Source organism: Bacillus solimangrovi, from assembly GCF_001742425.1.
In the GTDB taxonomy this organism is placed as follows: Bacteria; Bacillota; Bacilli; order Bacillales; family Bacillaceae_N; genus Bacillus_AV; species Bacillus_AV solimangrovi.
Genome location: NZ_MJEH01000019.1, coordinates 21,792 through 44,687 on the forward strand (window position 1 = coordinate 21,792; position 22,896 = coordinate 44,687).

The following is a 22,896-nucleotide window of genomic DNA, read 5'->3' on the forward strand; positions in this document are numbered from 1 at the left end:
ATCGATTTAAAGTTATAAATGATTCTCTAATTCTACCATTTCCAATTTAGATGAATCTAAGTCTTCACGATAATATGTATAGGTATTCCTTGCTCGTGACTTCGCTTCATACATTGCCATATCTGAATGCTTCACAAGCTGTTCCCCATCTTCACCATCTTGAGGGAACAAGCTAATCCCTATACTTGTCGTAACATAAACCTCATGACCCTCAAAATTAAATGGCTTTTTAAAAGCATCTATAATGCATGTAGCAGATTTACTTGCTTCAGTTCGGTCCTCAACCTTAGGTAATAAAACAGTAAACTCATCGCCACCTAAACGGGCAATGAAAGCCTCTTTAGGCAAACACTTTTTCATTCGGTTAGCTACACCTTTTAGCAATTCATCTCCAATATCATGACCTAACGTATCATTTATAACTTTAAATCGATCAAGATCAAGAAATAGTACAGCTAGCGCATTACTATTATACTTAGCTTGCTCTATAAATTTATCTAATTGTGTATTAAAAAAATAACGGTTTGCTACTCCAGTTAATACATCATAATGTGCCAGTTGTTTTAAACGTTCTTCAGCCTTCTTGCGCTCAGTTATATCAGAGAACACTGCAACATAGTTACTTACATCATCTCGATTAGTATAGATTGCACTAATATTTACCCACTCCGGATACAAGCTTCCGTCCTTACGTCGATTCCAAATCTCTCCGTTCCAACTTCCTGTTTCCATTATTTCTTTCCACATTTTTTCGTAAAAAGGTTTACTATGGACACCCGATTGCAGGAAACTAGGATTGTTCCCAATCGCTTCCTCTTGGGAATAACCTGTTACTTTTGTAAATGCTGGGTTAACAGACATAATTTCACCGTCTTTATTTGTCACCATAACACCTTCACTTGTATTTTCAATTACTTTAGCTGCAAGACGAAGTTTTGAACGTGATTGCTCATATTCCGTCATGTCTTTTAATAGAGCGTAATAATTTATTAAGTCCCCTTGCTCGTTACGAATTTCACGTAAAACGAGTCGATAACTGACGAACAAATTTTTTTTCGTGCGGACCGTAACTTCACCTTGCCATTTTCGTGCTGAATGTACTACTTCCCAGATTTGATTCAAATGTTTTTTATTATCTATTAAATGTTCAAACGGATATTGATAGATTTCATCATAAGTATAACCTATAAAATCTTGAGCACTTTTATTGATAAGTATTATTCGTTTATATCGGTCTAAAATAACAGTTCCTTCTTCCATGAAATTAAAAATAGCTCGCATATGTTTATTAAAAACAGACTCATGAACTTCATCTATTGGTTGCCATTTCTGTGTCACCTTTTGACCACCCCAAATATTCAACATTTTTAATTATTAATTGCTACTCTTAGATGAAGAAGGAAATAGTTATGTAATCCAAACAGATCAAATTATAAACGTAAAAAAGTTCCCTCTAAATGAAAAGATTCATCTTAGAGAGAACTTTGGTTTATCAATTATAGTCGATATAATAACGTTCTGTAAGCCATGTTTTGTTCCATCGTACTGCAAGCGGCAAATTGCCTCGTACTCCGGTGGTAATCATCTATCTTCGAGGCTTATCACCTCGCCCTTCTCTCCGTTGAATTCCTTTGAGAAGGCGCCCCTACCATCATTTGGGTTTCTCGCTCGAGGGGTTTACCTCGTTCCACTTCTGCCGTTTCCGACAGAACTACGTCTCTGTGGCACTTTCAAGGTAGTCACAGCATACCAAATGGCTTAGCTGTTTTCCCTGCCGTCACCCTTATTCAAAGGATGCCTTGGCTTATGACTTCGCCAAGCACGAACACTACGGGCATCTCAGCACCGTGCGAGCATGGACTTTCCTCTGCAAGAATAAAACTTACAGCGATTACCCGAACGTTATTGATACTAACGACAATTATTAATTATAATACAAACCATATAAATGTCAATGGAGCGTTCTCTAAAAAATGATAGAACTTGATTTAGTTTAAATAAGAACACAGGACATCTAGCTGATGATTACGTGTTCTCTAAGCTGTACTTAAAATTTAATTTTAATTCTCACTCATATAATTTACTACCAAACACATGCTTTTCAAGATTCGAAATCCTCTTCAGTATATCATAATTTGTGGAATTTGAGGGATTTTTTTGGATTTGAGTATTATTTTGTGGTTCGTCAGTTTTTTTCTTCAACCTCAAATTCTCTTGTTGAAGCATTTCAATTTCTTGATAAAATGTTTCATAATCTTTAATCACGATATCTAGAAATTTGTCTACCTCATCAGGGTTGTAACCTTTTAATGATGTTTTAAAGTCTTTTTCTAAAATTTCACGTGCACTTAACCGAATTTTATCAGCTAACACTATAATTCACCTCTATATTCTCTTCATAAAAAATTAACCATTCTAGTTCATATTGTTTCAAATAGACCGTAAAAAGTCAATTTCTCTTTTACTATTAAAAACCTATTGTGTCCAATAATCAGGATTAGACATTTGTTCATCTTCAGCAATCATTTGAATGTCAAATGGTGTAATCATAATAATTTCATACTGTTCATGCTCTTGCGCTCTTCTTGCAACATTAAGTAGATACTGAGGTGTTCCTTGCTTCTCTTCATCATATATAACGAGAAGTGCATCACTTTTATCAATAAGCCACTCATTTAAGTTTCGAAATTGCCATGGTCCTTCATAAGGACGCTTTGATAATGTATCTACATAATCAGCTTGAGCTAAAATCATTTCATACGATTCTTTCTGCTCGTCCTTCCATCGCTCATGATGGTTTAAAATAGCAGTAATGACACCTAGTTGTAATACAGGATACTGCTCCTGTAATTCAAATACAACCTCGGCACACCATAATTCAACACCCGGTTGGCCACTTATTAAAATCCATTCTAATCCACCCTCTACCAATTGAACAATTTGCTTCTTCAATGCTTTCTTAATAAAATGAACTGCTGGATGACTGTCCTGAAAAATACCTAACTCATATGGTTTATATCCTGTAACTGTTACAACCTTCACAATAAACCCCCAACGATTACTCAATTAACTAATATTAACATAACGTACTTAAATTGATCATATCATCATTAAACTTGAACTGCTTGTACAAGATCATACATCAATACGTTATTTTTTTTTATTATCAAAAACTAGCTACTAACCGAACCACCATACAATACAAGCATTACCTAAAAAACTATAAGAAAAAAATCATTAATTAGCCCGTACCATTTTTATAATTGATACATATAGTATATTAAGGTGTGTATCACAATACAGAGAAGGCTGATTTCATCTCTGAAATCAACCTCATGTTTACTTTACCAACGTGGCCATTTCTTATGATGCTTCATATGATGCTTCATATATGGGCTAGTCATCTCCGGACTTACCCCAGCAGGACTTACCATACCTGGTCCCCCATTACCACAGTCAAAGTTTTGATGTGATACACCCTTCACAGTAGACTCAGTTTGCGGATACATATGAACATGCTCATATATATCTTGAACGTGATGAGTCGTATGAGTCGGATGAATATGAGGCACAATATATTTTTGAACTTGATAATCTTCACAACACTTTGTCGGGTGAACCACTGGAGCCAATTGTTTCGGACGATTACAATACATATAACATTCTCCTCTCATTCAGTTAGGTTACTACACTAATAACCTATGTAAAAAGGATGATACATGTACTAAGACAAACACCTAATTTTTGATTAATGACAAGGTGTTAAAATACTGAAGTATGTATAGTTAATTCTTCACAACTAATCTATAAATAACAAAAACGCTGACCAGAGCAATTATTGCTACTGTAGTCAGCGTTATGAATAATTCGTTACACTTGTCATGATAATTAAAGTAAATGCAATAACAGCAAAATACATAAACAAAATGATATTTCTCATGTTCCCCTCACCAACTCTATAAAGTATCTATATTTTATTGTAATGCATAGGTGGTGATGAAGCAATTTAATTCGCAAAAATCTACAAATTTTTTCAAGATTCATTGATTTTTTTCTTCAATCGCTGTAACCGTTTCATATAATCGGCCTGTTCTTTAGTAGTTTTTGTCGACAATATGCGTCTCTTCTTCAACCAATTGTTATAAGCCAGCTCAGCATAATAGTGCGCTTTTGAATAGTTACGAAACTTATGTTCATATGCTTTCGCTAATTCTATCGCAACCGTTTCATCTACAAATGCACCTTGCTGAACGATTGATTCCCAAGCCTGACACGCTTTTTCATACTCTTTATTCTTTTTTAATAACATCGCTTGCTGGAAAGTTGCTTTTCGTTCATATGTTGAACCCTTTAATTTATCATAACTATTCATCGCACCCTCTCGTGCTCCTAATGATTCCATCCATTTAGCAATTTCATATCTTTCATGAACAGTTACATCTCTCAAGTGAAGAATCTTTTGAGATATTTCAATGTATAAGGTGATCAATGATAAGACATCTAGCTCATTATGGGAAATAACCCCTTTAATGCCTATCGGATTAGGCTCCTTAAGGAAATCAAAATATATCATCGGTGCTAAAAATCCAGGAACATCTTTTTCTCTAGTCACGCTCAACTTGTTTATTTCTACTGTAGCAAGCCTCACATTGTCAAGTTCACCTTTCCATAGACGCCTTGATGCATGTAATAAATCGTAATGACCGAAAGGTGGTAAATGCGGGACTAAGTCCCTAAGTAAAGTATGTCTCGTTTTTACTTGAGGCCAATCGAAAGACTTTCCATTAAACGTAACAAGATGTTGTAAATCTTGCACATCTGATAAAAAGTGTGAGTAAAATGCTACTTCGGCACTAGGAGAAGGTAAAAAATACTGGGTCACAATGACTTCATGTTTTGTAACTGATGCACATCCTAACAAGAAGATAGTAGTGCCTGTTCCTGCTAGACCAGTTGTTTCTGTATCAAAGAACAATAACTCCTCAGGACTTGACTTTTGCGGATGAAGTGGATGGTCATAATCAGTCTGCTTCCATTTATCAAAAACATCAAATATTTCACTAAATTGATGATGACCGTGTTTTGATGTAATTGAATAATTACGCTTACGAACAAATATATATTGTCCTTCATAATATACAGGTTTCGCTCCGAAATCTTTCCACTCTTCCAAATGAGGAATATGTTCAATAGGTTGAATCTGATCATTGTCTTCGATTTCTTTCACATGACTCATATGACTTTTTAATCTTTTTAATTTTGATTTAAGAGACACCTTGTGTTAATCCTTCCTCTCTAAATCGTACGTGCTACGATATGTATGACCGCTTCTTTAATGTTCTTCTCCGTAGGATCATACATGATACCAACACATGAAGGACATCCATTTTCGCAAGGACATGATGAAGCAATTTTTACTACTTCTCTTAAAATATCAGCATGCATTTTGTAAATCTGTTCTGATAAACCAATTCCGCCAGGGTATCGATCATACATAAAAATTGTAGGTTTTTCATTGTGTACAGCTTTCATTTGCGGAACAACATGAACATCATTTCCATCACACATGACAAAAACAGGAATAATCTGTTTCAACAAATTCGATATCCCAATTAATGCATGTTCAAGCGTACTCTTCTCGTAAATCTCTACAATATCATTGTTGAACACTAACCACGTTGAGCTCGTGTGCAGCTCTTCTTCTGGTAAATGGATTGGGCCTGATCCAATATTTTCAAAGCTTGACATTTTTATTTTCTTAAAAATTGTTGCTTTTGCATTTACTGTCACGTCACCATAATGAAGCGTAAACCGATTTTCCTCTACTGATTTATCTTCTTCTAGCACTTTCAACTGTACTGCAAGGTTGGCATCGGTAAAATATTCTACATCTACTGCTCGGACATACGCTTTTTTCTCTTCCCAATCAAGCTGCTCAACTTGAAATTGTTTACCATCATGTAAATAAATTGCTTCTTCATGCAACAATGTCATCGCACTAAAACGATCCATTTCACCGATCACAAAACGATTACCTCTTTCACTAATATCTACAATGACGACATTTTCCTGTGAGGCAGATCGAAGACTAACGTTCGTAGCTGGAAATCCATCGTTCATCCAATACCACTTACCATTTGTTTTGTGTAAAACATCTTCTTCTGTTAAAAACTCCAATACATCTTCAACCTCTAAACCTCCAAATGTTTCACCTTTTCTAAATGGCAGTTCATAAGCAGCACACTTTAAATGATCCACTAAAATGATTAGATTATCTGGGTTAATACGTGCATTTTCAGGTGATTTTTCAAAAAAGAATTCCGGATGTTGAACCACATATTGGTCGATTGGATTTGAATTAGCTACCATAATCATTAATGCCTCATCTTGCCTACGCCCAGCGCGTCCCGCTTGTTGCCATGTACTCGCAACTGTTCCAGGATAACCAGTCATGATACAAACTTGCAATTGACCAATGTCTACACCAAGCTCAAGTGCGTTTGTACTTACAACCCCTCGAATCTCTCCATTTCGTAAGCCTCGTTCAATCTCACGACGTTGCTTCGGTAAATAACCACCACGATAAGCACGAATGGATTTGGTTCCAAGTTCTTTCTTCACTAATTCTTGCAAGTGACTTAAGATAACCTCTACTCGAACACGACTTTTCGCAAAAACGATCGTATCTACCTTATTTCTCAAAAACTCCCCAGCGATTTTTGTAACTTCAGTCGTTGCACCTTTTCGAATATTTAGTGGTTTATTCACGATAGGAGGATTATAAAACGCAAAATGTTTGCGGCCACTTGGTGCACCATTGTTATCTATTAATTTCATATGCTTACCTGTTAATTCTCTTGCAAGTTGACTAGGATTGGCTATCGTTGCGGAAGTACATATAAAAGTTGGATTACTACCATAAAATTCGCATATTCTTCTCAAGCGGCGAATCACATTGGCTACATGACTACCAAATACACCTCGATAAATATGTAGTTCATCTATAACAACATAACGTAAATTCTCAAACAATGACACCCACTTTGTATGGTGTGGTAAAATAGCTGAATGTAACATATCAGGATTTGTCATCACAACATGTCCTGCTTTACGAACAACTTGTCGAATATTTGGTGCAGTGTCACCATCATACGTATAACTTTTGACTGGTATGTCGATCTCATTAATTAATTCATTTAATTCACTCTTCTGATCTTGCGCCAGTGCCTTTGTTGGAAATAAATATAAGGAACGCGCCATGTCGTCCTCTACAACCGATTGTAATACAGGCAAATTATAACACATCGTTTTCCCAGACGCAGTTGGAGTCACAGCAACGAAATCTTGTTTTTCATGAGCGGCTGAAAAAGCTGAAGCTTGGTGTGTATATAATGCATTAATGTTACGTTTAACCAATGCTTTCTGTATACGAATATCTAACTGTTCAGGGAACGAAACTGTTTCAGCCACTTTCTCGGGTATCTCATTCCAATGGACAACATGTTTATCGTTTCTCAATTTTTCAATTAATTCTGTTAAAGGCAATTTCGAAGACAACAATTTAAACACCTCGACAATTTGAATAACTTACCTTATACCCCAACCATACTGTAAAAAACTCCAATAAATACGAGAAATAAAACTTGCTCAATAAATCCACCTGTACGAAAGGTAAGTGGACTTCTTACTGACTTTTTTATCGGATAAAATAAATACACACCTCTTACGGTGAACATATCACCGATAATATGGCTCGTCACACCGAGAATTAACCCAGTAACAAAGTCATTAGAGATATTTGTGCGGTATAGGAAAAATAACATCACAATAAATATTAAACTATGAAAAAAAGTTCGATGCCCAACTGTTTTTGAAACAGCCTTTCCTAATACTGGAATAGCATTACTGATTTTACTATTTGGATGATCAATATCAGGCAACAAAGAGCCAACTAATATGCCAAAGCTATATAAAAGGTGATGTTCTACTGATATTTGTGGTATGTAATGAAGCACAACAGCACCTGCTGCAGCTCCAAATGCTAAATGTGTGTGGTATTGCATCTCAATCACCTTTCTACCAATAATCAATGTCTTTATACAAACATTCGTTTGTATATTCTACCATACAATTATACATTTGAATACAGCTTTTAAGAACGTATGTTTTCTGAATAAACTAAAGTAACATTGAAAAAGCAGAGTTCTAAAAACTCTGCTTACTTTCAACTATTGTTTTGATTTGCTACCTTTGTTTGATCGATATTTCGTTCCTTTGTTATTATCACCTGAAGTTACAGTACCAGAGTTTTGATATTGAAGTTCACCAGTTTCAGGAGCTCCCTGATTTTGGCTTTTTGATTTTGAATTGCGATTTGTCATCCTACACACCTCTTTCAAATATCTTGCCAATTAGGGTGTGTTGAAACGATATGAACTATACGAGGATAAAAAAACGTTAGCAACAGTGAGGGAAATGAATAGAGTCAATCGATAAAATGTAAACCCTTACATTTTGTGCTTATTGAATAAGACGTGATGTTCTAAAGTTTTGATTACCTATAACTTGGTCAAGCATTACTTCAACATTATATAATCTTGATGCATTCTGTTCTGTAAATGTTCCGGATTCTTTCAAAGCTTCCAATTGTGCACGCTCACTTTCCAATTGTTCAATCCAAGCATTTACATCATTGCTCATATTAAAAACCTCCTAAAGATCATTTTCTTACTATTATTTTACACTTTTTCAAGTAAAAAATCACACAAATCCAAAATAAATTATTAAAATTTTGTGACTTATCTGAAAATTTAATGTGATAATTGTTAATATTCTTTATTATCACTTAATTGTTACAAGTATAACGTTACATATTTTAAGTTGATACTCATAAATTTCTCATTCTCGTACACACTATTCTTATAAAACTTGGTCAAAATGGCTAACAAAGCTGATCAATTAATCGTAAAAATGAATACTATAAATCATTATGCAACTAAACACTTAACCGTTTTAATGACTTTAAATAAGTATATGTCTTTCCGCCATTTTCGACTATTAAAACTTCTATTATTAAGGAGATGATCTTATTGGGTAGAGGAAAAGCTTTTAATAATAAGCGTCAAAATCATGAACAACAACCATCTAAAGTTGCTAAGATGGCTCAACCAAATGATAGCGAAGGTGGGCGCCCTGTTAACGAATATAAGAAATAAAGGATGTTGATTATGAAACAAACTCATCGAAAACAACCTATGCAACGATTTGTAAAAAAACCACTTGAGCAACCATATGACTTGGAATTTTCTGACGAATTATTAGAAGAAGACTGCCGTCTAAAAAACAAGTCTGAGGTGATTTCTACACGTAATAAATAAGGTGTATTTTCAAAAAGGCAAGCTCCAGGTGCTTGCCTTTTTTTATGATGATAATTGTGAAGTAACCATTCCGATCGTGTACATAATTGATTCTGTCATTTCTTTATAACGCTTTTCCTTTACATCATGATAAAAGGTTTGCAAGGACGTATGAATCAAATTCTCATGGGTATCTTCTATATTGATCGAGTGGATATACAATGGACGTTCGTGTTTCACCCAATCTAAAGCAAGGTCTCGCCATTTATCAGCATCTACTCTAAGCGTGTCTACAAACGGTTTAACATCATGGTAAAAATCTGGCTCCTTGTCTATATACTGTGGAAAAAGTTGCTTCATTTGCTCGACACGCTCGATTAAACGAGTCGAACATTCTAATAACTCACTCATTGTGATGTGGCACCTCCAATATGAATGTACCACAATAGAGACAAATCACAAACTAAACATATTTGCGAGCCAGTTCCTTTTTTCTGATTTCGTTACTGCTACTTCTTCTTCTGTAAGCTTAAAACTCAACTGTTTATCGAACTTGTCGAATTTATCTTCCACTTGTTCTAACCTCTTCACTACCCCATCGATTTCAGTACGATGTTGTAAAACTTGGTAGGAAACAACCTCATCCGCCTTTTGTTCAAGTTGTCTCTCTAAGTGATTAATCCGCTCAGTTAATTCTGTAACAAGTACCAGTACATTCGATATATCTACCGACTCTTTTTCTTCAGTTACTTTTCGAGCCAAATTATCTCTTTCTTCAAAGTCTATATGCTTTACTTCTTGTAAACTACGAAGGACGTTCTCTGTGATTAAATAATGACCATTATCATTTTTTTCACATGGTATATTGAAATCTTTAATCCATTTCCGAACGGTTCTAGGGGCTACACCAAGACGGCTTGATACTTCTCTCGTTTTCAATGCCTCTTGCATAATCATCCTCCTTCAAAGCGGTTTTGTGCTTAGAATTCGCCAATTATACTCAACTCCCTTCTCATAAGACAAAACTAGTTTTCTTTCGGCAAAGAAAGTGAAAAACGTCAAAATGGGACAATTTCAACAATGAATGATCCCATTACTCAATTGGCACACCTGTTCTAAACAAAAAATATAAAGGTTACTATTAGCTTAAGAAAGCGTATGAAAATGAAAAGGTTGCAAAAAATACTAATAGGAGGTGTTGAACATGTCAAAACAACAAAATAACCAAAGGAAACAACCAACGGGTAAAGCGATGCAACCGAACAAACAAGTTGGGGCAGGCGACAAAAAACTAGAAGGTCCGAATGCACCAGCAACTTAATGACGATGATCAATTTGTGAATTATTGTACGACTATGGAATCAAATTATTACAAAAAAAGTTGTATCCTTTTTGTACTATTTAGTAGAGTAGAGAACTGATTTCTGAAGGTAGCTTTTCGGCTACCTTCTTTACTTTCATTAACAGTGATGATGCGTGTATCCCTAATTTCATTAACTGCTTTGGGAACATATCACTCCCTTTTCCCAGAGAGATTATTCGGTGTTGAACTTCAAGTTTTACACATCCCATATAACCGCTATGTCTACTTCTCTTTGTCCTTCAACGAAGGGATCTTTTGATGAGACGGCAGAATTCACTTTATGTTACAACCTATTCATTGGCTTGCACTCATGAATGATGTACTTTGTTACATGGCTTCAATCTTAGGATTTTTCTACCCGTTGCTCGTCAGCTACTGAGCGTTTGAGCACAGTCTTAGATTGATCTTTTACCAACTAACAGTAAACGGATTGCTAGGAACGCACAACAAAAAAACCGTTATCCTAATTAGGAAACGGTTTTTCGTTTAATTCTCATCAAACACTATATTTAAATCAGTACTCTTGTAAAATTCTTGCTTTAATAAATTATACTGCTCTGTTTGCTTGTTAAAATTCTCATTTGCTTCAATTACAGATTTGTAATTTTCATTAATTTTCTCAACATGTTGTTGAGTAGCTTCTAATGTTAAGTCTTCTTGTTTGAACATTTCATATAACTCTTTATCGAGCGTTAATGCCTTTTCATATTGATCGAATAGCGTTTGATATGCTACATAACGTTGTTCCATCACATTATACAGTTCGTTAGCTTTGCCTTTTACTACATCATCTTCAATCTTCTCAATAAATGGTTGTACCTTTGCAAATTCTTCTTTAGAGGCCTCAATACTTTCCTTTTCTTTTAGAAGGTGCTCTTTACGCTGTTCTACAATTTCAATTGCCTGATCAGAAAGTTTTTGAATCTGACTGAATTCAGTCATGCTTAAACCTTTAATCTGTTCATATAATTTCTGCTCTTGTTCTTCTAATTTAACAAGTGGCTCCTGCTGTTGTTGAAATACTTCTTCAAGAGTAACTGATTTCTCCATATGTTCATACATTTTCTCTTCTGGACTTCCACCTAAGCTACAACCACTAATAATAAGTGATAATGCAAGTGGAGCAACCCATTTTTTAAAACGAAACATTTACACTTCCTCCTTAATATTTCTAAAAGCAATTGTTCAAAAAGGAGGCCAATCCTTATAATCTAACGTTCTGAATATAAGCCATCTTTTGTAATATCCGATTCGTCTATCACTGTTTTCTGCTCCAATGTCATTCACGTAATTTTCATAATACTTCATTGCAGTAGTGAACCGACTTACATCTTGTAGTACGCCTTTAGATTTTTTGAACTACCCTCGAACAACTTACAGATATCAACAATCCTCTATATACAAATTGCTTTTTCTTTTAAATTATATGTATAACAACATGTGACTAACACATTACCTAACCATTTTATCTTAAAGAATTCAAAAGAACAATGAATCAGAGGTAATATTCGATTTAACGGAGCATAATACTATCCATCCATTATATCCGACTTTCCATCCTCACTACATGTCGTACAATCCATGACATACTCACTAAAGACTGTACATTACATTATAAGCAAATAATCCAAAGTATATGGGCGATCACCTATACACATATGCCCTTATTGCATAGCTTATAGTAATTACGGGAAACATCATAGCATTCATCACTCAAATAGTTTAACCATGAAGAACATATTAAACACATATGAGGAGGTGTCTTCATGTATTGTTATTACCCTACAGCCACTGCTCCTGCTTATACACGGCATGGTTGTGATCCACTTGTATTAATCGTGATTTTATTTATCTTGCTTATCATTGTTGGCGCTGTTTGCTGGTGTTAATCTCATACCCTCTCCCCTCAACCTATCACCGTCAGTCTTTTCTGGCGGTTCTTTTCATATTGTATAGAGCCTCATCTGAAAATATGCTAAACTGATTGATAGATTTGACATACTATCGTTCGATCAAATGTATGATTAATTTGAGTACAACTACATAGTATTTAGAGGAGTGATTATCATGTTAACTATGAAAGACGTCGTGCGTGAAGGGCACCCAGCACTACGAGAAAAGGCTAAAGACGTTCAGCTTCCTGCTAATGCTGAAGATAAAAAAACATTAGAGAAAATGGTTGAATTCATCATTAATAGTCAAGACGATGAGCTTGCCCAAAAATATAACTTACGCCCAGGTGTGGGTATTGCAGCTCCACAACTAGGAATTAAAAAAAGAATGATTGTTGTTCATACAACAGACGAAAAGGAACAGCTCCATAGCTACGCGTTATTTAATCCGAAAATCGCAAGTCATTCAGCACAGCAAATATACTTACCTAATGGAGAAGGCTGCCTTTCAGTTGATCGAGAAGTACCTGGTATTGTACCACGTTATGCAAAAGTTACTGTTAAAGCGATCGACATTAATGGAACCCCTGTGCAACTACGTTTACGCGGATTCCCTGCAATCGTTATGCAACATGAAATTGATCATTTAAATGGGATTATGTTTTATGATCACATCAACTCAAAAGACCCATTTACTCCTCCAGAAGGAGCAAGTCCTATAGAATAACATCGGAAAGCAAATGCATATCTAACACTGTTTCAACAAGGTACAGTAGTAGGTGACGTTTGTGAATACTTCTGTTACGAAAGTAGGTTTGTTTATATCTTAACTTTTTTTTCACAACAAAAGAGCTTGGAATCCCAAGCTCTTTTGTTATTTTCTATTATAATAACCCGACTTCTTTCAATCCATAATATATGCCATCTTCATCAACATTACGTGTAATTATAGAAGCTACGTCCTTCGCCTCTTGTTTTCCATTTCCCATTGCGATACCTGTACCAACGGACGATAGCATTTCGATATCATTTAAGCCATCACCAAATGCATAAACGTTCTCATTTGATATATTTAAGCGTTCAATCATGTTTTGAATACCGACTGACTTTGACCCACCATTTGGTAAGACATCAATACAATAATTGTGCCAACGGATAAAATGTAGACCTTCGTTATATTTTTCTTCATATGCTTGCTCTGCATTACCTTCACAAAAAACTAACGCTTGGTATATTTCACGTGAATGATAGTAAGTGGCATCATAAGTCGGATGCTCAAACTTTATACTCTTCATACTCTCTTCTATAAAAGGATGAAATGTTGCATTAGATTTCATCGCTTCATGATCTAAGAATACCATCGGATGATTTCGTTCGTTCGCTTCTACTTCAAGCTGTTGAATCAACTTGAAATCCAAAGGTTTTTTGTAAATAACCTCATCTTCAAAAACAACGTATTGACCGTTAAAGCTCACATAAGAATCAATACCCAACTCTTCTCGCAGAGGCTCGAACATAAATGGGCCACGACCTGTTGCAATCGCAACATGGATACCCTTTCGTTGTAACTGCTGCAAAGCTTCTCTCGTTGAATCCGGCAATTCTTTATTATGGTTTAATAACGTACCGTCAATATCAAAAAACACAATTTTATCATTCATTATTACGTTTCACTCCTATAGCTGATTGTTTATCAATGCTGAATAACTATTGCTTCATAAATAATTGCATCCCTATTCATAATGCTACTTAACACAAGTATAGGTTACAAGTGAAACGAACTCCACACTTCCCTCTCTAATCATATAACAAAATCCACGAAGGACAAACTACTAATTACTAGCATTTTTAGCTTGAAAAGACTGTTATCTTTTTTCCAATGACTAAATCACTTATAACCTCAATCAGATTTTACTTGAAATTTCGCGTTCACAAAAAAAATCATTACTTAGTTTTTATGCAGACAACCCCTTATTGTCTATAATTGCATTCTATCTGCATGTTATAATAGTAAATATAGAAATTCTATTATAAAACCATTTTCACATTTAAATCAGCATTACTCCTTAACGAACAATACTTCAGATTATACAATTCATTTAACAGGAACAATTATCCACTATTAACACTCGTAAAATCCCTCATACTATACGTATATACGTCTCTTAAGAAAGAGTTTAACGCTTACTTAATCATTCTTATAAGTTTAAATAATTTTTAAAAAGGAGATGAATGAAGATATGTTTAAGAAGTTAAAGCGTAAACTTCGTGAGCGGATGAAAGGTCTATTACGAAAAAAAACAATCGCATAAAAATGGAGGACGAACGGTAATTTTAGCTTGCAAAAAAGAAAGACTACAAATATGATACTAGCGATGTATTTTTAATTATGTCATAGTAAGTTGGCATCGACTTAATAAGCTTTTTAGTGTATTTTTTCAAAAAGAATATTCTGAAACCTATGTTAACGTAAGAAAATACATGAAAACAAAGAAAAATTGCTTTATAATGGTACAAAGATAAGGAAAATCGAAAATTAAGGAGAGATTGACTATGATTTACAAAGTTTTCTTTCAGGAGCGAAAAGAAGAAGCTCCTGTTCGTGAACGAACAAATTCCCTCTACATTGAGGCTGAAGCTGAACGTGATGTACGTAACAAATTAAAAGAAAAGAACTTAAACATTGAATTTATTCAACCAATTTCCGGAAGCCACTTAGAATATGAACAACAATCTGATGATTTCAAAGTGGAGAACTTTTAATTTATGAAGTTTGTGAAAAATGACCAAACCGCTGTGTTTGCATTAGGCGGACTTGGTGAGATCGGTAAGAACACATACGCTGTACAATTCCAAGATGAAATTATTTTAATTGATGCTGGCATTAAGTTTCCGGAAGACGAATTGCTAGGTATCGACTATGTCATCCCTGACTACACGTATTTATTAAAAAATCAAGATAAAATCAAAGGTCTATTCGTAACGCACGGACATGAAGACCATATCGGTGGTATCCCTTATCTATTAAGACAAATTAATATCCCGATCTATGGCGGTAAGCTTGCAATTGGCCTTATTAAAAACAAATTAGAAGAGCATGGTTTATTACGAAGAGCAAAACTCAATGTAATTAAGGAAGATGATATTATCAAATTCCGTAAAACATCTATAACGTTCTTCCGTACAACCCATAGTATTCCTGACTCTTATGGAATTGTTGTTAAGACACCTCCAGGTAATATTGTTCATACTGGAGATTTCAAGTTTGACTTTACACCAGTTGGTGAACCAGCAAACTTAACTAAGATGGCTGAGATCGGTAAGGAAGGTGTACTATGCTTACTATCCGATAGTACGAATAGTGAAATTCCTGATTTCACTATGTCTGAACGTAAAGTTGGTGAAAGCATCCATGATATCTTCCGTAAAGTTGATGGACGTATCATTTTTGCAACATTTGCTTCAAACATTCACCGCTTACAACAAGTTGTTGAAGCTGCCGTCATGCATAACCGTAAAGTTGCTGTGTTTGGACGTAGTATGGAAGCAGCTATTACAATCGGACAAGAATTAGGCTATATTCGCGCACCAAAAAACACTTTTATTGATTCACACCAAATTAGTCGCCTTCCTGCCGACAAAGTAACGATCTTATGTACAGGAAGCCAAGGTGAACCAATGGCGGCACTGTCACGTATCGCCAACGGTACTCATCGTCAAATTCAAATTATTCCTGGAGATACGGTCGTTTTCAGTTCATCACCTATCCCTGGTAATACTGTCAGTGTAAGCCGTACGATTAATAAATTATATCGTGCTGGTGCAGAAGTTATTCATGGTGCATTAAATGATATTCATACATCTGGTCACGGTGGACAAGAAGAACAAAAGCTTATGCTACGACTTATCCAACCGAAATATTTTATGCCAATCCACGGTGAATACCGCATGTTAGTCATGCACCGAAAGCTTGCAGAAGATTGTGGTATCCCTATAAAGAATTCATTCATTATGGACAATGGTGAAGTATTAGCACTAGGTGAAAGTGAAGCTGCAGTTGCTGGTAAGATCCCATCAGGTTCTATCTATGTTGATGGTAGTGGAATCGGCGATATCGGTAATATCGTATTACGTGATCGACGTATCTTATCTGAAGAAGGTCTTGTCGTTGTAGTCGTATCAATCGATATGAAAGAGTTCAAAATCAAAGCAGGCCCTGATATTATTTCTAGAGGATTCGTCTACATGCGTGAGTCTGGAGACTTAATTAATGATGCTCAAAGCTTAATTGCAAAGCACTTAGATGGCGTTATGGAACGTCGTACAACGCAGTGGGCTGAAATTAAGAATGAAATCACTGATACCCTTGCACCATTCCTATATGAGAAAACAAAGCGTAAACCAATGATTTTACCAATTATTATGGAAATTTAATAAATAAAAAAGGACGGCATACAAAGCCGTCCTTTTTTATTTATTTTTTTATAGTGCTTACATCTCCTACAGTTACCCCATTTTATCAAACGATCATTCTTCAATTAGAAATCTGAGTATTAGTTGAAAATGGTATAACTAGAGAAGCGATTTATTAGAATTTTTATTTTATATTGGTTCATTTAATAAATTTTTCTCAAGTCTATTGATATCTTTATCCATCCCAATAACAATTAGGATATCACCTTTATGAATTGCTTCATCTGGTTGAGGAGAGACTGCGATGTTCTTCCCACGCTTATAAGCTACAATGTTGCAGCCATATTTCGCACGAATATCAAGATCAATCAACGTTCGACCGTCCATTGCTTCATTTGCAATTAACTCTACGATGCTATGTTCATCGGAAAGCTCTAAATAATCTAACACGCTATTAGAAGCAATGTTATGTGCAATTCGTTTTCCCATATCACGCTCTGGATGAACAACTTTGTCCGCTCCAATTTTGTTTAGCACTTTCTCATGGTAATCATTTTGTGCTTTTACCGTAATATTCTTTACACCGTGTTCTTTAAGCATCAGTGTCGTGAGAATACTTGCTTGAATATTATCTCCAATAGCGACAATAACATGATCAAAATTTCGTATCCCAAGACTTTTCAACACATTCTCGTCTGTTGAATCCGCCATTACTGCATGTGTAGCAATATCAGCATATTCATTCACTTTGTCTTCATCCATATCTATTGCAAGTACATCCATACCTTGTTTAGCAAGTTCACGACAAATACTACCTCCAAAACGACCTAAGCCTACAACCGCAAATTCCTTCTTCATTACGATTCCTCCAGTTTACGCCTATCTATATCATAAGAAATAAATGTTCAATATTTTACTTTCATTCTTCATAGACAATTATACGTAATAACACAAATAATAGCATCCAAATCAATGTCCGAGTAATCAACTCATTTTAGAAGCTGACCCCTAAACAGCATTTTAACATACTCCTACTTAAAAATGCTCTTCTTGTCTTTTATTTTAAATGAAAAACAAGCTAAAATAAAAAAGCTTGCCAACATATACGTTGACAAGCTTTAAATCTTATTCTTCGTCTTTTTTGTTTTCACTAAGTACGCGATTCACACGTTTTGTAAGCATTTTCATACCGCTACCACCAGCTTGGAAATGACGAAGTACACCAGACTTATCAAAAACATAATAAGCAGGAACGTATTGGTTTTCAAAAGCATCCGTTAGAGCATGCTTACTATCAACAAAAATTGGTTGTGTAATATCATGCTCTGCCGCAACCTCTTTAACCTTCTCAATGTCAAGGTCATCTTCAGAACGAGGCATATGCACTGCAATTACATTTAATTCCTCTTTATATTCGTCACGAAATTCATTTACATTTGGCATCGCTTCTTTACAAAGTCCACAACTTACTGACCAAAAATGAATAAGCGTAGGGCGTTCGCCAATTAAATCTGCTTTCTTCACTTCTCCATTCAACCATTCTGTAGCACCATTGAGTTCTGGCATTTCTGCACGTAATCTCATTATTGATTCCTCCAATTCTCTTACTCATATTATCAATTAAGAGTAATTCATATATATGTAGTATTGTCTTATAAAACATCTGCTTTATGCAAATGTTTTACACTCATCCTTGAGAAGTATACTATTATAGTATATATAAGTTCACTTCCATATTACGAATTGCTATAATAATTATAAAACAGTTATCATTTTATAGTCAACATTAAATTATAATAATTTTAATTTGTGGTTTAAATAAATTTTATCTAAGACCCCCGTTTTTAAACGGAAAAAACCGAATAAATTTAAGTAGCAAAAAGCTTTGTGGTAACTAACTAGTGAAACGTTAGTGATTATTACTAAGTAAAAGCACAAAAAAATAGTTAAGCCAGTTAGATTATTGTTCTCCTAAAAACTTTATAGCATTTCATAAATTAATAAGTTCGAAATTCACACGAATTAACATACGATACATAAAAAAAGGATTGAAAATATAATGGACATAATGAGTACTGTTAAAAATATCAATGTCGAAACACTTTTGAAAGATGCAGGAAATTTATTACTAGATGTGATTATAATTTATATTGCCTATTCGATTGCAAAATCTCTACTAAAGAAAATTATAACGACATCTTTTGATAAGTATAGCGAAAGAGAGAATGTCTCTATTGGACGAGCACGAACATTGCAAGGGTTAACAACAAATGTTATATCATATACACTAATGTTTGTCTTTGGATTAATGTTACTTGATTCTTTCGGTCTAGATCCTACTCCCCTTCTAGCTAGCGCTGGAATTGCTGGGCTTGCGATCGGTTTCGGTGCGCAAGGACTTGTAAGTGATGTTGTAACTGGTTTCTTCTTATTACTGGAAAGACAAATTGATGTTGATGATTATATAACGGCTGCTGGTTATGAAGGCATCGTTGAAGAGGTTGGTTTACGAACAACTAAAGTGCGTAGCTTTGATGGTACTTTGAATTACATTCCTAACCGTGAAATAACTTCGTTAAGTAATCACTCTCGTGGAAATATGCGAGCACTTGTTGATATGAGTATTTCATATAATGACAACATCGATCATGCGATTGATATCATGCAACAAGCTTGTGACAAATTTGCTACTGAAAATGAATTTGTTAAAGAAGGTCCTAACGTACTCGGTGTACAAACATTCGGTGCGTCTGACGTAGTCATTCGAGTTATTGCCAAAACTGAAAACATGCAACAATGGGCAGTTGAACGCGACTTGCGCAAACTATTAAAAGTAACATTAGACGAAAATGGAATTGAAATTCCGTTTCCACATCAAGTTACTTTATATCGAAATGAAACAGAAAACAATTAATAACACAATCACAATGTTTACCTTTGAAATCTCATTTCATTTGCGCTAAGATAATCATAGGTTATGATTAATAACAGGGGGAACAATAATCTATGAATCGAACTCGTATGTTAATACAAGCATCAGCACTTGCAGCTCTAGTAGGTACATTCATGGGTTCGCATATGGCGGGATCTTTGAATTACGCAATGCGTCCTATGCACGCTCATATTCTCGTTGTAGGCTGGCTTAGTCTATTCGCATTTGGTGCTTTTTACAAATTATTTCCGATTCCAGCTACTAGCAAACTTGCTAATGCTCAAGCGATTACAGGAATCATTGGTGCATTTGTCTTACCGATAGGTATGTATATTGATCTATTAAAAGACACCGCAATTACAACAACACTATATATTGGTGGTGGAGTATTCTTACTCATCAGCTTTATCTTATTTGCTTTAATTACGTTTATTTATCGTAAAGAACTATAAGTGACAATAGTAACTAGTTTAAAAAAAGAGAAACCAACTTAAGCGGTTTCTCTTTTTTTATCCTTTCTCTAATTGACGTAATAATTTCTCTCTTTGTATATACAATCTTTGCGCTTTATCGATAGAAATACGTTTGAACCTTACTACATCTCCCGCCTGTAATTGTGCAGCAATCGGAATGTCTACACTTATTACAGTACCAATTCTCGAATATCCACCTGTTGTTTGGCGGTCTGCCATTAAGAGAATAGGTTGTCCATTTGCTGGAACTTGAATCGCACCGAAAGGAATTGCATCCGAGAGTATATCTGCTTGATCAACATGTGTGATTATATCACCCTTCAAACGGTACCCCATTCGATCTGCTTTTTGTGTGACGGTATATTCTGACTGAAAAAACGTCTTTATCCCCTCTTCAGTAAAATAGTCTACGTGTGGACCCTCTATAACATGTAACACAATGCTATGCTCATAAGTCGGAATTAACTCATAATGAGGCATTCGTCCAGACACGACAACCTTATTACTCGGATAAACTTGAATGATATCACCACTACATAATTCCCTTCCACCCATTCCACCAAGATTTGCTTTTAAATATGTTGAACGGCTATTCAAAATTTCTGGAACATCAATTCCTCCATTAACACAAATATAAGCTCTAATACCAGATAGAGGTTTGCCAAACTCAAGGATTTGACCTTTTTCCACCTCAAAACTACGCCACGTTTGTACTTTTTCTCCATTCAAAGTAGGTGACAAATCCGCTCCTGTTATCGCAATAATTGCATTTGATAATACTTCTAGTTTTGGACCTGACATCGTGATTTCCAGTGCCGCAGCATTTCTGTCATTACCAACAAGAATGTTACCCACTTGCAACGAATATTGATCCATTGCACCGGCTTGGCTAATTCCATATTCTTGATATGACAATCTCCCAACATCTTGGATAGTTGATAATAAGCCTGGTTTTATTACGTTAAAGATTGCATTTTTCATGAAGAGTGCTCTCCAATCGTCTGCACGATAATTCCAACCTCTTTCAATTCTCTTCTCAACCCTTGTACGAACAATAATGATTTAGGTCCGTCTCCATGTACACAAACAGTGTCTGCTTGTATATCAATGTCTGTACCATTCACTGTTCTGACTTTCCCTTCTTGAACCATTCGAATGACACGAGTAATTGCTTCATTTTCATCTGTAATAAGTGCATTTACTTCTGTCCTTGGTGTTAATGAACCATCTGCTTGATAAGTTCGATCAGCGAATACTTCATTTGCAACTCTTAACCCATATTTTTCACCTGCTAGAGCTAATTCACTATTCGCAAGCGCATACAATATTAAGGAGCTGTCAACATCGTGAACAGCTTGGGCAATAGCTTTTGCTAATGCGGCATCTTTAGTCGCCATATTGTATAAAGCACCATGCGGTTTAACATGCTTTACAGGTAAGCCTTCAATACGTGCAAATGCTTGAAGAGCACCAACTTGATAAACGATGTTGTTATATACATCTATTGGTGTTACCTTCATCTCCCTTCGTCCAAAACCAACTAAATCAGGAAAACCTGGATGAGCACCGATGTTAACACCGTATTCTCTTGCAAGTTGAACTGTTTGTCTCATTACCGATGGATCACCTGCATGAAAACCACAAGCAATGTTAGCTGATGTAATAGATCGCAAAACTTCCTTATCATTTCCAATCACATAAGCACCAAAACTTTCACCTAAATCACAATTCAAATCAATCGTTTTCATCTCTCTTCCCCCTTCCCCTGTCTATTTTGAAGAACAAGCAGCTAATTTCTTATATTGTTCCTTAGTAATTGATACGAATTTAATGGAGTCTCCCATTGACAATAGGATTGGATTATTTGCAGTTGGATCATATAGCTTAACAGGCGTTCGTCCAATGATGCGCCATCCCCCTGGACTTGCTAACGGATAGATACCTGTTTGAAATCCAGCAATTCCAACTGAACCTGGTTGTATATGTAGTCTAGGATTATCAAGTCTCGGTGTCGCAATCCTTTCATCCATGCCACCGAGGTAAGGAAAGCCTGGCATGAAACCCAACATATAAATACGATAAACTGGAGTCTGATGTCTTTCAATGACCTGCTCTTTCGTTAACATATTATGCTCAGCTACATCATGAAGGTCAGGTCCAAACTCACCACCATATAATACTGGAATTTCAATTAATTCAGCAGATGGTAGCTCCATGTCATCAATATGTTGTTCTATTTCTTCTAACTTCATAACAAGAGTTTCATAGTTCACCACAAACGGATCATAATAGATAGTAAGTGACGTATATGCAGGAACACTCTCTATGACACCTTTAATTGCTTCTTGCTTTATATACATATGAAAACGACGAATTTGAGCATTCAGTTCCTTGGATATTATCTCTCCAAACGATAGACGAATTCCCATATCACCAAGTGGTTGTATAGTTTTTATCAACATGCTTC

Annotated in this window: 26 protein-coding genes and 1 other RNA gene; 8 read left to right on the forward strand and 19 right to left on the reverse strand. The window is 35.4% G+C overall.

The window, feature by feature from the left end:
* Positions 1–12 precede the first annotated feature (12 nt).
* The 10 genes from BFG57_RS19240 to BFG57_RS08105 all read right to left on the reverse strand — a co-directional run bounded on the left by BFG57_RS19240 (position 13) and on the right by BFG57_RS08105 (position 8,700).
* Positions 13–1,338, reverse strand: a complete 1,326-nt coding sequence (locus tag BFG57_RS19240; protein WP_245676722.1) for a diguanylate cyclase domain-containing protein — start codon at positions 1,336–1,338, stop codon at positions 13–15.
* 178 nt (positions 1,339–1,516) lie between these two features.
* An RNA gene (rnpB, locus tag BFG57_RS08065) (RNase P RNA component class B) lies at positions 1,517–1,903 on the reverse strand.
* A gap of 164 nt (positions 1,904–2,067) precedes the next feature.
* Positions 2,068–2,373 (reverse strand): cell division regulator GpsB, encoded by a 306-nt coding sequence (gene gpsB, locus BFG57_RS08070; protein WP_069716976.1) that lies wholly within the window; start codon positions 2,371–2,373, stop codon positions 2,068–2,070.
* Between the two features lie 102 nt (positions 2,374–2,475).
* A complete protein-coding gene (locus BFG57_RS08075; RefSeq protein ID WP_069716977.1) occupies positions 2,476–3,042 on the reverse strand; it encodes an SLOG family protein in 567 nt (188 codons plus the stop codon).
* A 302-nt stretch (positions 3,043–3,344) separates the two neighbouring features.
* Positions 3,345–3,656 carry a CotD family spore coat protein gene (locus BFG57_RS08080; protein WP_069716978.1) on the reverse strand — a complete coding sequence of 104 codons (312 nt, stop codon included), beginning with the start codon at positions 3,654–3,656 and terminating at the stop codon, positions 3,345–3,347.
* Positions 3,657–4,033: 377 nt separating this feature from the next.
* On the reverse strand, positions 4,034–5,275 hold the full coding sequence (locus tag BFG57_RS08085) for a ribonuclease H-like domain-containing protein (RefSeq protein ID WP_069716979.1): 1,242 nt from the start codon (positions 5,273–5,275) through the stop codon (positions 4,034–4,036).
* A gap of 20 nt (positions 5,276–5,295) precedes the next feature.
* On the reverse strand, positions 5,296–7,557 hold the full coding sequence (locus BFG57_RS08090; protein WP_245676723.1) for a DEAD/DEAH box helicase: 2,262 nt from the start codon (positions 7,555–7,557) through the stop codon (positions 5,296–5,298).
* Positions 7,558–7,592: 35 nt separating this feature from the next.
* Positions 7,593–8,063, reverse strand: coding sequence for a metal-dependent hydrolase (locus BFG57_RS08095; protein ID WP_069716980.1), 471 nt, complete (start codon positions 8,061–8,063; stop codon positions 7,593–7,595).
* Positions 8,064–8,228: 165 nt separating this feature from the next.
* A complete protein-coding gene (locus BFG57_RS08100; RefSeq protein WP_069716981.1) occupies positions 8,229–8,381 on the reverse strand; it encodes an imidazoleglycerol-phosphate dehydratase in 153 nt (50 codons plus the stop codon).
* A 139-nt stretch (positions 8,382–8,520) separates the two neighbouring features.
* A complete protein-coding gene (locus tag BFG57_RS08105) occupies positions 8,521–8,700 on the reverse strand; it encodes a hypothetical protein (RefSeq protein ID WP_069716982.1) in 180 nt (59 codons plus the stop codon).
* Positions 8,701–9,089: 389 nt separating this feature from the next.
* Here BFG57_RS08105 and BFG57_RS19395 point away from each other — a divergent pair, with 389 nt between their 5' ends.
* Positions 9,090–9,215, forward strand: a complete 126-nt coding sequence (locus BFG57_RS19395) for a hypothetical protein (protein WP_281186637.1) — start codon at positions 9,090–9,092, stop codon at positions 9,213–9,215.
* A 12-nt stretch (positions 9,216–9,227) separates the two neighbouring features.
* On the forward strand, positions 9,228–9,377 hold the full coding sequence (locus BFG57_RS18870) for a hypothetical protein (RefSeq protein ID WP_175428301.1): 150 nt from the start codon (positions 9,228–9,230) through the stop codon (positions 9,375–9,377).
* Positions 9,378–9,419: 42 nt separating this feature from the next.
* Here the strand turns inward: BFG57_RS18870 and BFG57_RS08110 are convergent, their stop codons facing one another.
* The 3 genes from BFG57_RS08110 to BFG57_RS08120 form a co-directional block, all read right to left on the reverse strand.
* The gene (locus tag BFG57_RS08110; protein ID WP_069716983.1) at positions 9,420–9,767 is read right to left on the reverse strand and encodes a DUF1798 family protein; all 348 of its coding nucleotides are present in this window, start codon (positions 9,765–9,767) and stop codon (positions 9,420–9,422) included.
* Between the two features lie 45 nt (positions 9,768–9,812).
* Positions 9,813–10,307, reverse strand: a complete 495-nt coding sequence (locus BFG57_RS08115; protein ID WP_069716984.1) for a MerR family transcriptional regulator — start codon at positions 10,305–10,307, stop codon at positions 9,813–9,815.
* 898 nt (positions 10,308–11,205) lie between these two features.
* On the reverse strand, positions 11,206–11,868 hold the full coding sequence (locus BFG57_RS08120) for a YkyA family protein (protein WP_069716985.1): 663 nt from the start codon (positions 11,866–11,868) through the stop codon (positions 11,206–11,208).
* 617 nt (positions 11,869–12,485) lie between these two features.
* Between BFG57_RS08120 and BFG57_RS18330 the strand changes: the two genes are divergently transcribed.
* The gene (locus BFG57_RS18330; RefSeq protein WP_083249134.1) at positions 12,486–12,608 is read left to right on the forward strand and encodes a YjcZ family sporulation protein; all 123 of its coding nucleotides are present in this window, start codon (positions 12,486–12,488) and stop codon (positions 12,606–12,608) included.
* 178 nt (positions 12,609–12,786) lie between these two features.
* Positions 12,787–13,338: a peptide deformylase gene (def, locus tag BFG57_RS08125; protein WP_069716986.1), complete on the forward strand. Its 552-nt coding sequence runs from the start codon at positions 12,787–12,789 to the stop codon at positions 13,336–13,338.
* A gap of 157 nt (positions 13,339–13,495) precedes the next feature.
* Here the strand turns inward: def and BFG57_RS08130 are convergent, their stop codons facing one another.
* On the reverse strand, positions 13,496–14,272 hold the full coding sequence (locus BFG57_RS08130; RefSeq protein WP_069716987.1) for a Cof-type HAD-IIB family hydrolase: 777 nt from the start codon (positions 14,270–14,272) through the stop codon (positions 13,496–13,498).
* Between the two features lie 892 nt (positions 14,273–15,164).
* Between BFG57_RS08130 and BFG57_RS08135 the strand changes: the two genes are divergently transcribed.
* Together BFG57_RS08135 and rnjA are read left to right on the forward strand one after the other, a co-directional pair.
* Positions 15,165–15,374 carry a DNA-dependent RNA polymerase subunit epsilon gene (locus BFG57_RS08135; RefSeq protein WP_069716988.1) on the forward strand — a complete coding sequence of 70 codons (210 nt, stop codon included), beginning with the start codon at positions 15,165–15,167 and terminating at the stop codon, positions 15,372–15,374.
* Positions 15,375–15,377: 3 nt separating this feature from the next.
* The gene (rnjA, locus tag BFG57_RS08140) at positions 15,378–17,045 is read left to right on the forward strand and encodes a ribonuclease J1 (protein WP_069716989.1); all 1,668 of its coding nucleotides are present in this window, start codon (positions 15,378–15,380) and stop codon (positions 17,043–17,045) included.
* Between the two features lie 168 nt (positions 17,046–17,213).
* Here the strand turns inward: rnjA and BFG57_RS08145 are convergent, their stop codons facing one another.
* Together BFG57_RS08145 and BFG57_RS08150 are read right to left on the reverse strand one after the other, a co-directional pair.
* Positions 17,214–17,882, reverse strand: coding sequence for a potassium channel family protein (locus BFG57_RS08145; protein WP_069716990.1), 669 nt, complete (start codon positions 17,880–17,882; stop codon positions 17,214–17,216).
* Between the two features lie 267 nt (positions 17,883–18,149).
* Positions 18,150–18,608, reverse strand: coding sequence for a TlpA disulfide reductase family protein (locus tag BFG57_RS08150; RefSeq protein ID WP_069716991.1), 459 nt, complete (start codon positions 18,606–18,608; stop codon positions 18,150–18,152).
* A gap of 484 nt (positions 18,609–19,092) precedes the next feature.
* On the opposite strand from BFG57_RS08150, the gene BFG57_RS08155 reads away from it, so the two are divergent.
* On the forward strand, positions 19,093–19,938 hold the full coding sequence (locus BFG57_RS08155) for a mechanosensitive ion channel family protein (RefSeq protein WP_069717004.1): 846 nt from the start codon (positions 19,093–19,095) through the stop codon (positions 19,936–19,938).
* A 92-nt stretch (positions 19,939–20,030) separates the two neighbouring features.
* Entirely contained in the window at positions 20,031–20,408 is a 378-nt protein-coding gene (locus BFG57_RS08160) for a hypothetical protein (protein ID WP_069716992.1), read from the forward strand.
* A 57-nt stretch (positions 20,409–20,465) separates the two neighbouring features.
* On the opposite strand, the gene BFG57_RS08165 is transcribed toward BFG57_RS08160, so the two are convergent.
* Genes BFG57_RS08165 through pxpB form a run of 3 tightly spaced genes read right to left on the reverse strand, consistent with a single transcriptional unit; the run spans position 20,466 to position 22,888 of the window.
* Positions 20,466–21,410 (reverse strand): 5-oxoprolinase subunit C family protein, encoded by a 945-nt coding sequence (locus BFG57_RS08165; RefSeq protein WP_069716993.1) that lies wholly within the window; start codon positions 21,408–21,410, stop codon positions 20,466–20,468.
* Positions 21,407–22,177, reverse strand: a complete 771-nt coding sequence (locus tag BFG57_RS08170) for a 5-oxoprolinase subunit PxpA (protein ID WP_069716994.1) — start codon at positions 22,175–22,177, stop codon at positions 21,407–21,409. Before BFG57_RS08170 ends, BFG57_RS08165 begins: the two co-directional genes overlap by 4 nt.
* Before the next feature lie 21 nt (positions 22,178–22,198).
* Positions 22,199–22,888 (reverse strand): 5-oxoprolinase subunit PxpB, encoded by a 690-nt coding sequence (gene pxpB / locus BFG57_RS08175; RefSeq protein WP_245676724.1) that lies wholly within the window; start codon positions 22,886–22,888, stop codon positions 22,199–22,201.
* Positions 22,889–22,896 lie beyond the last annotated feature (8 nt).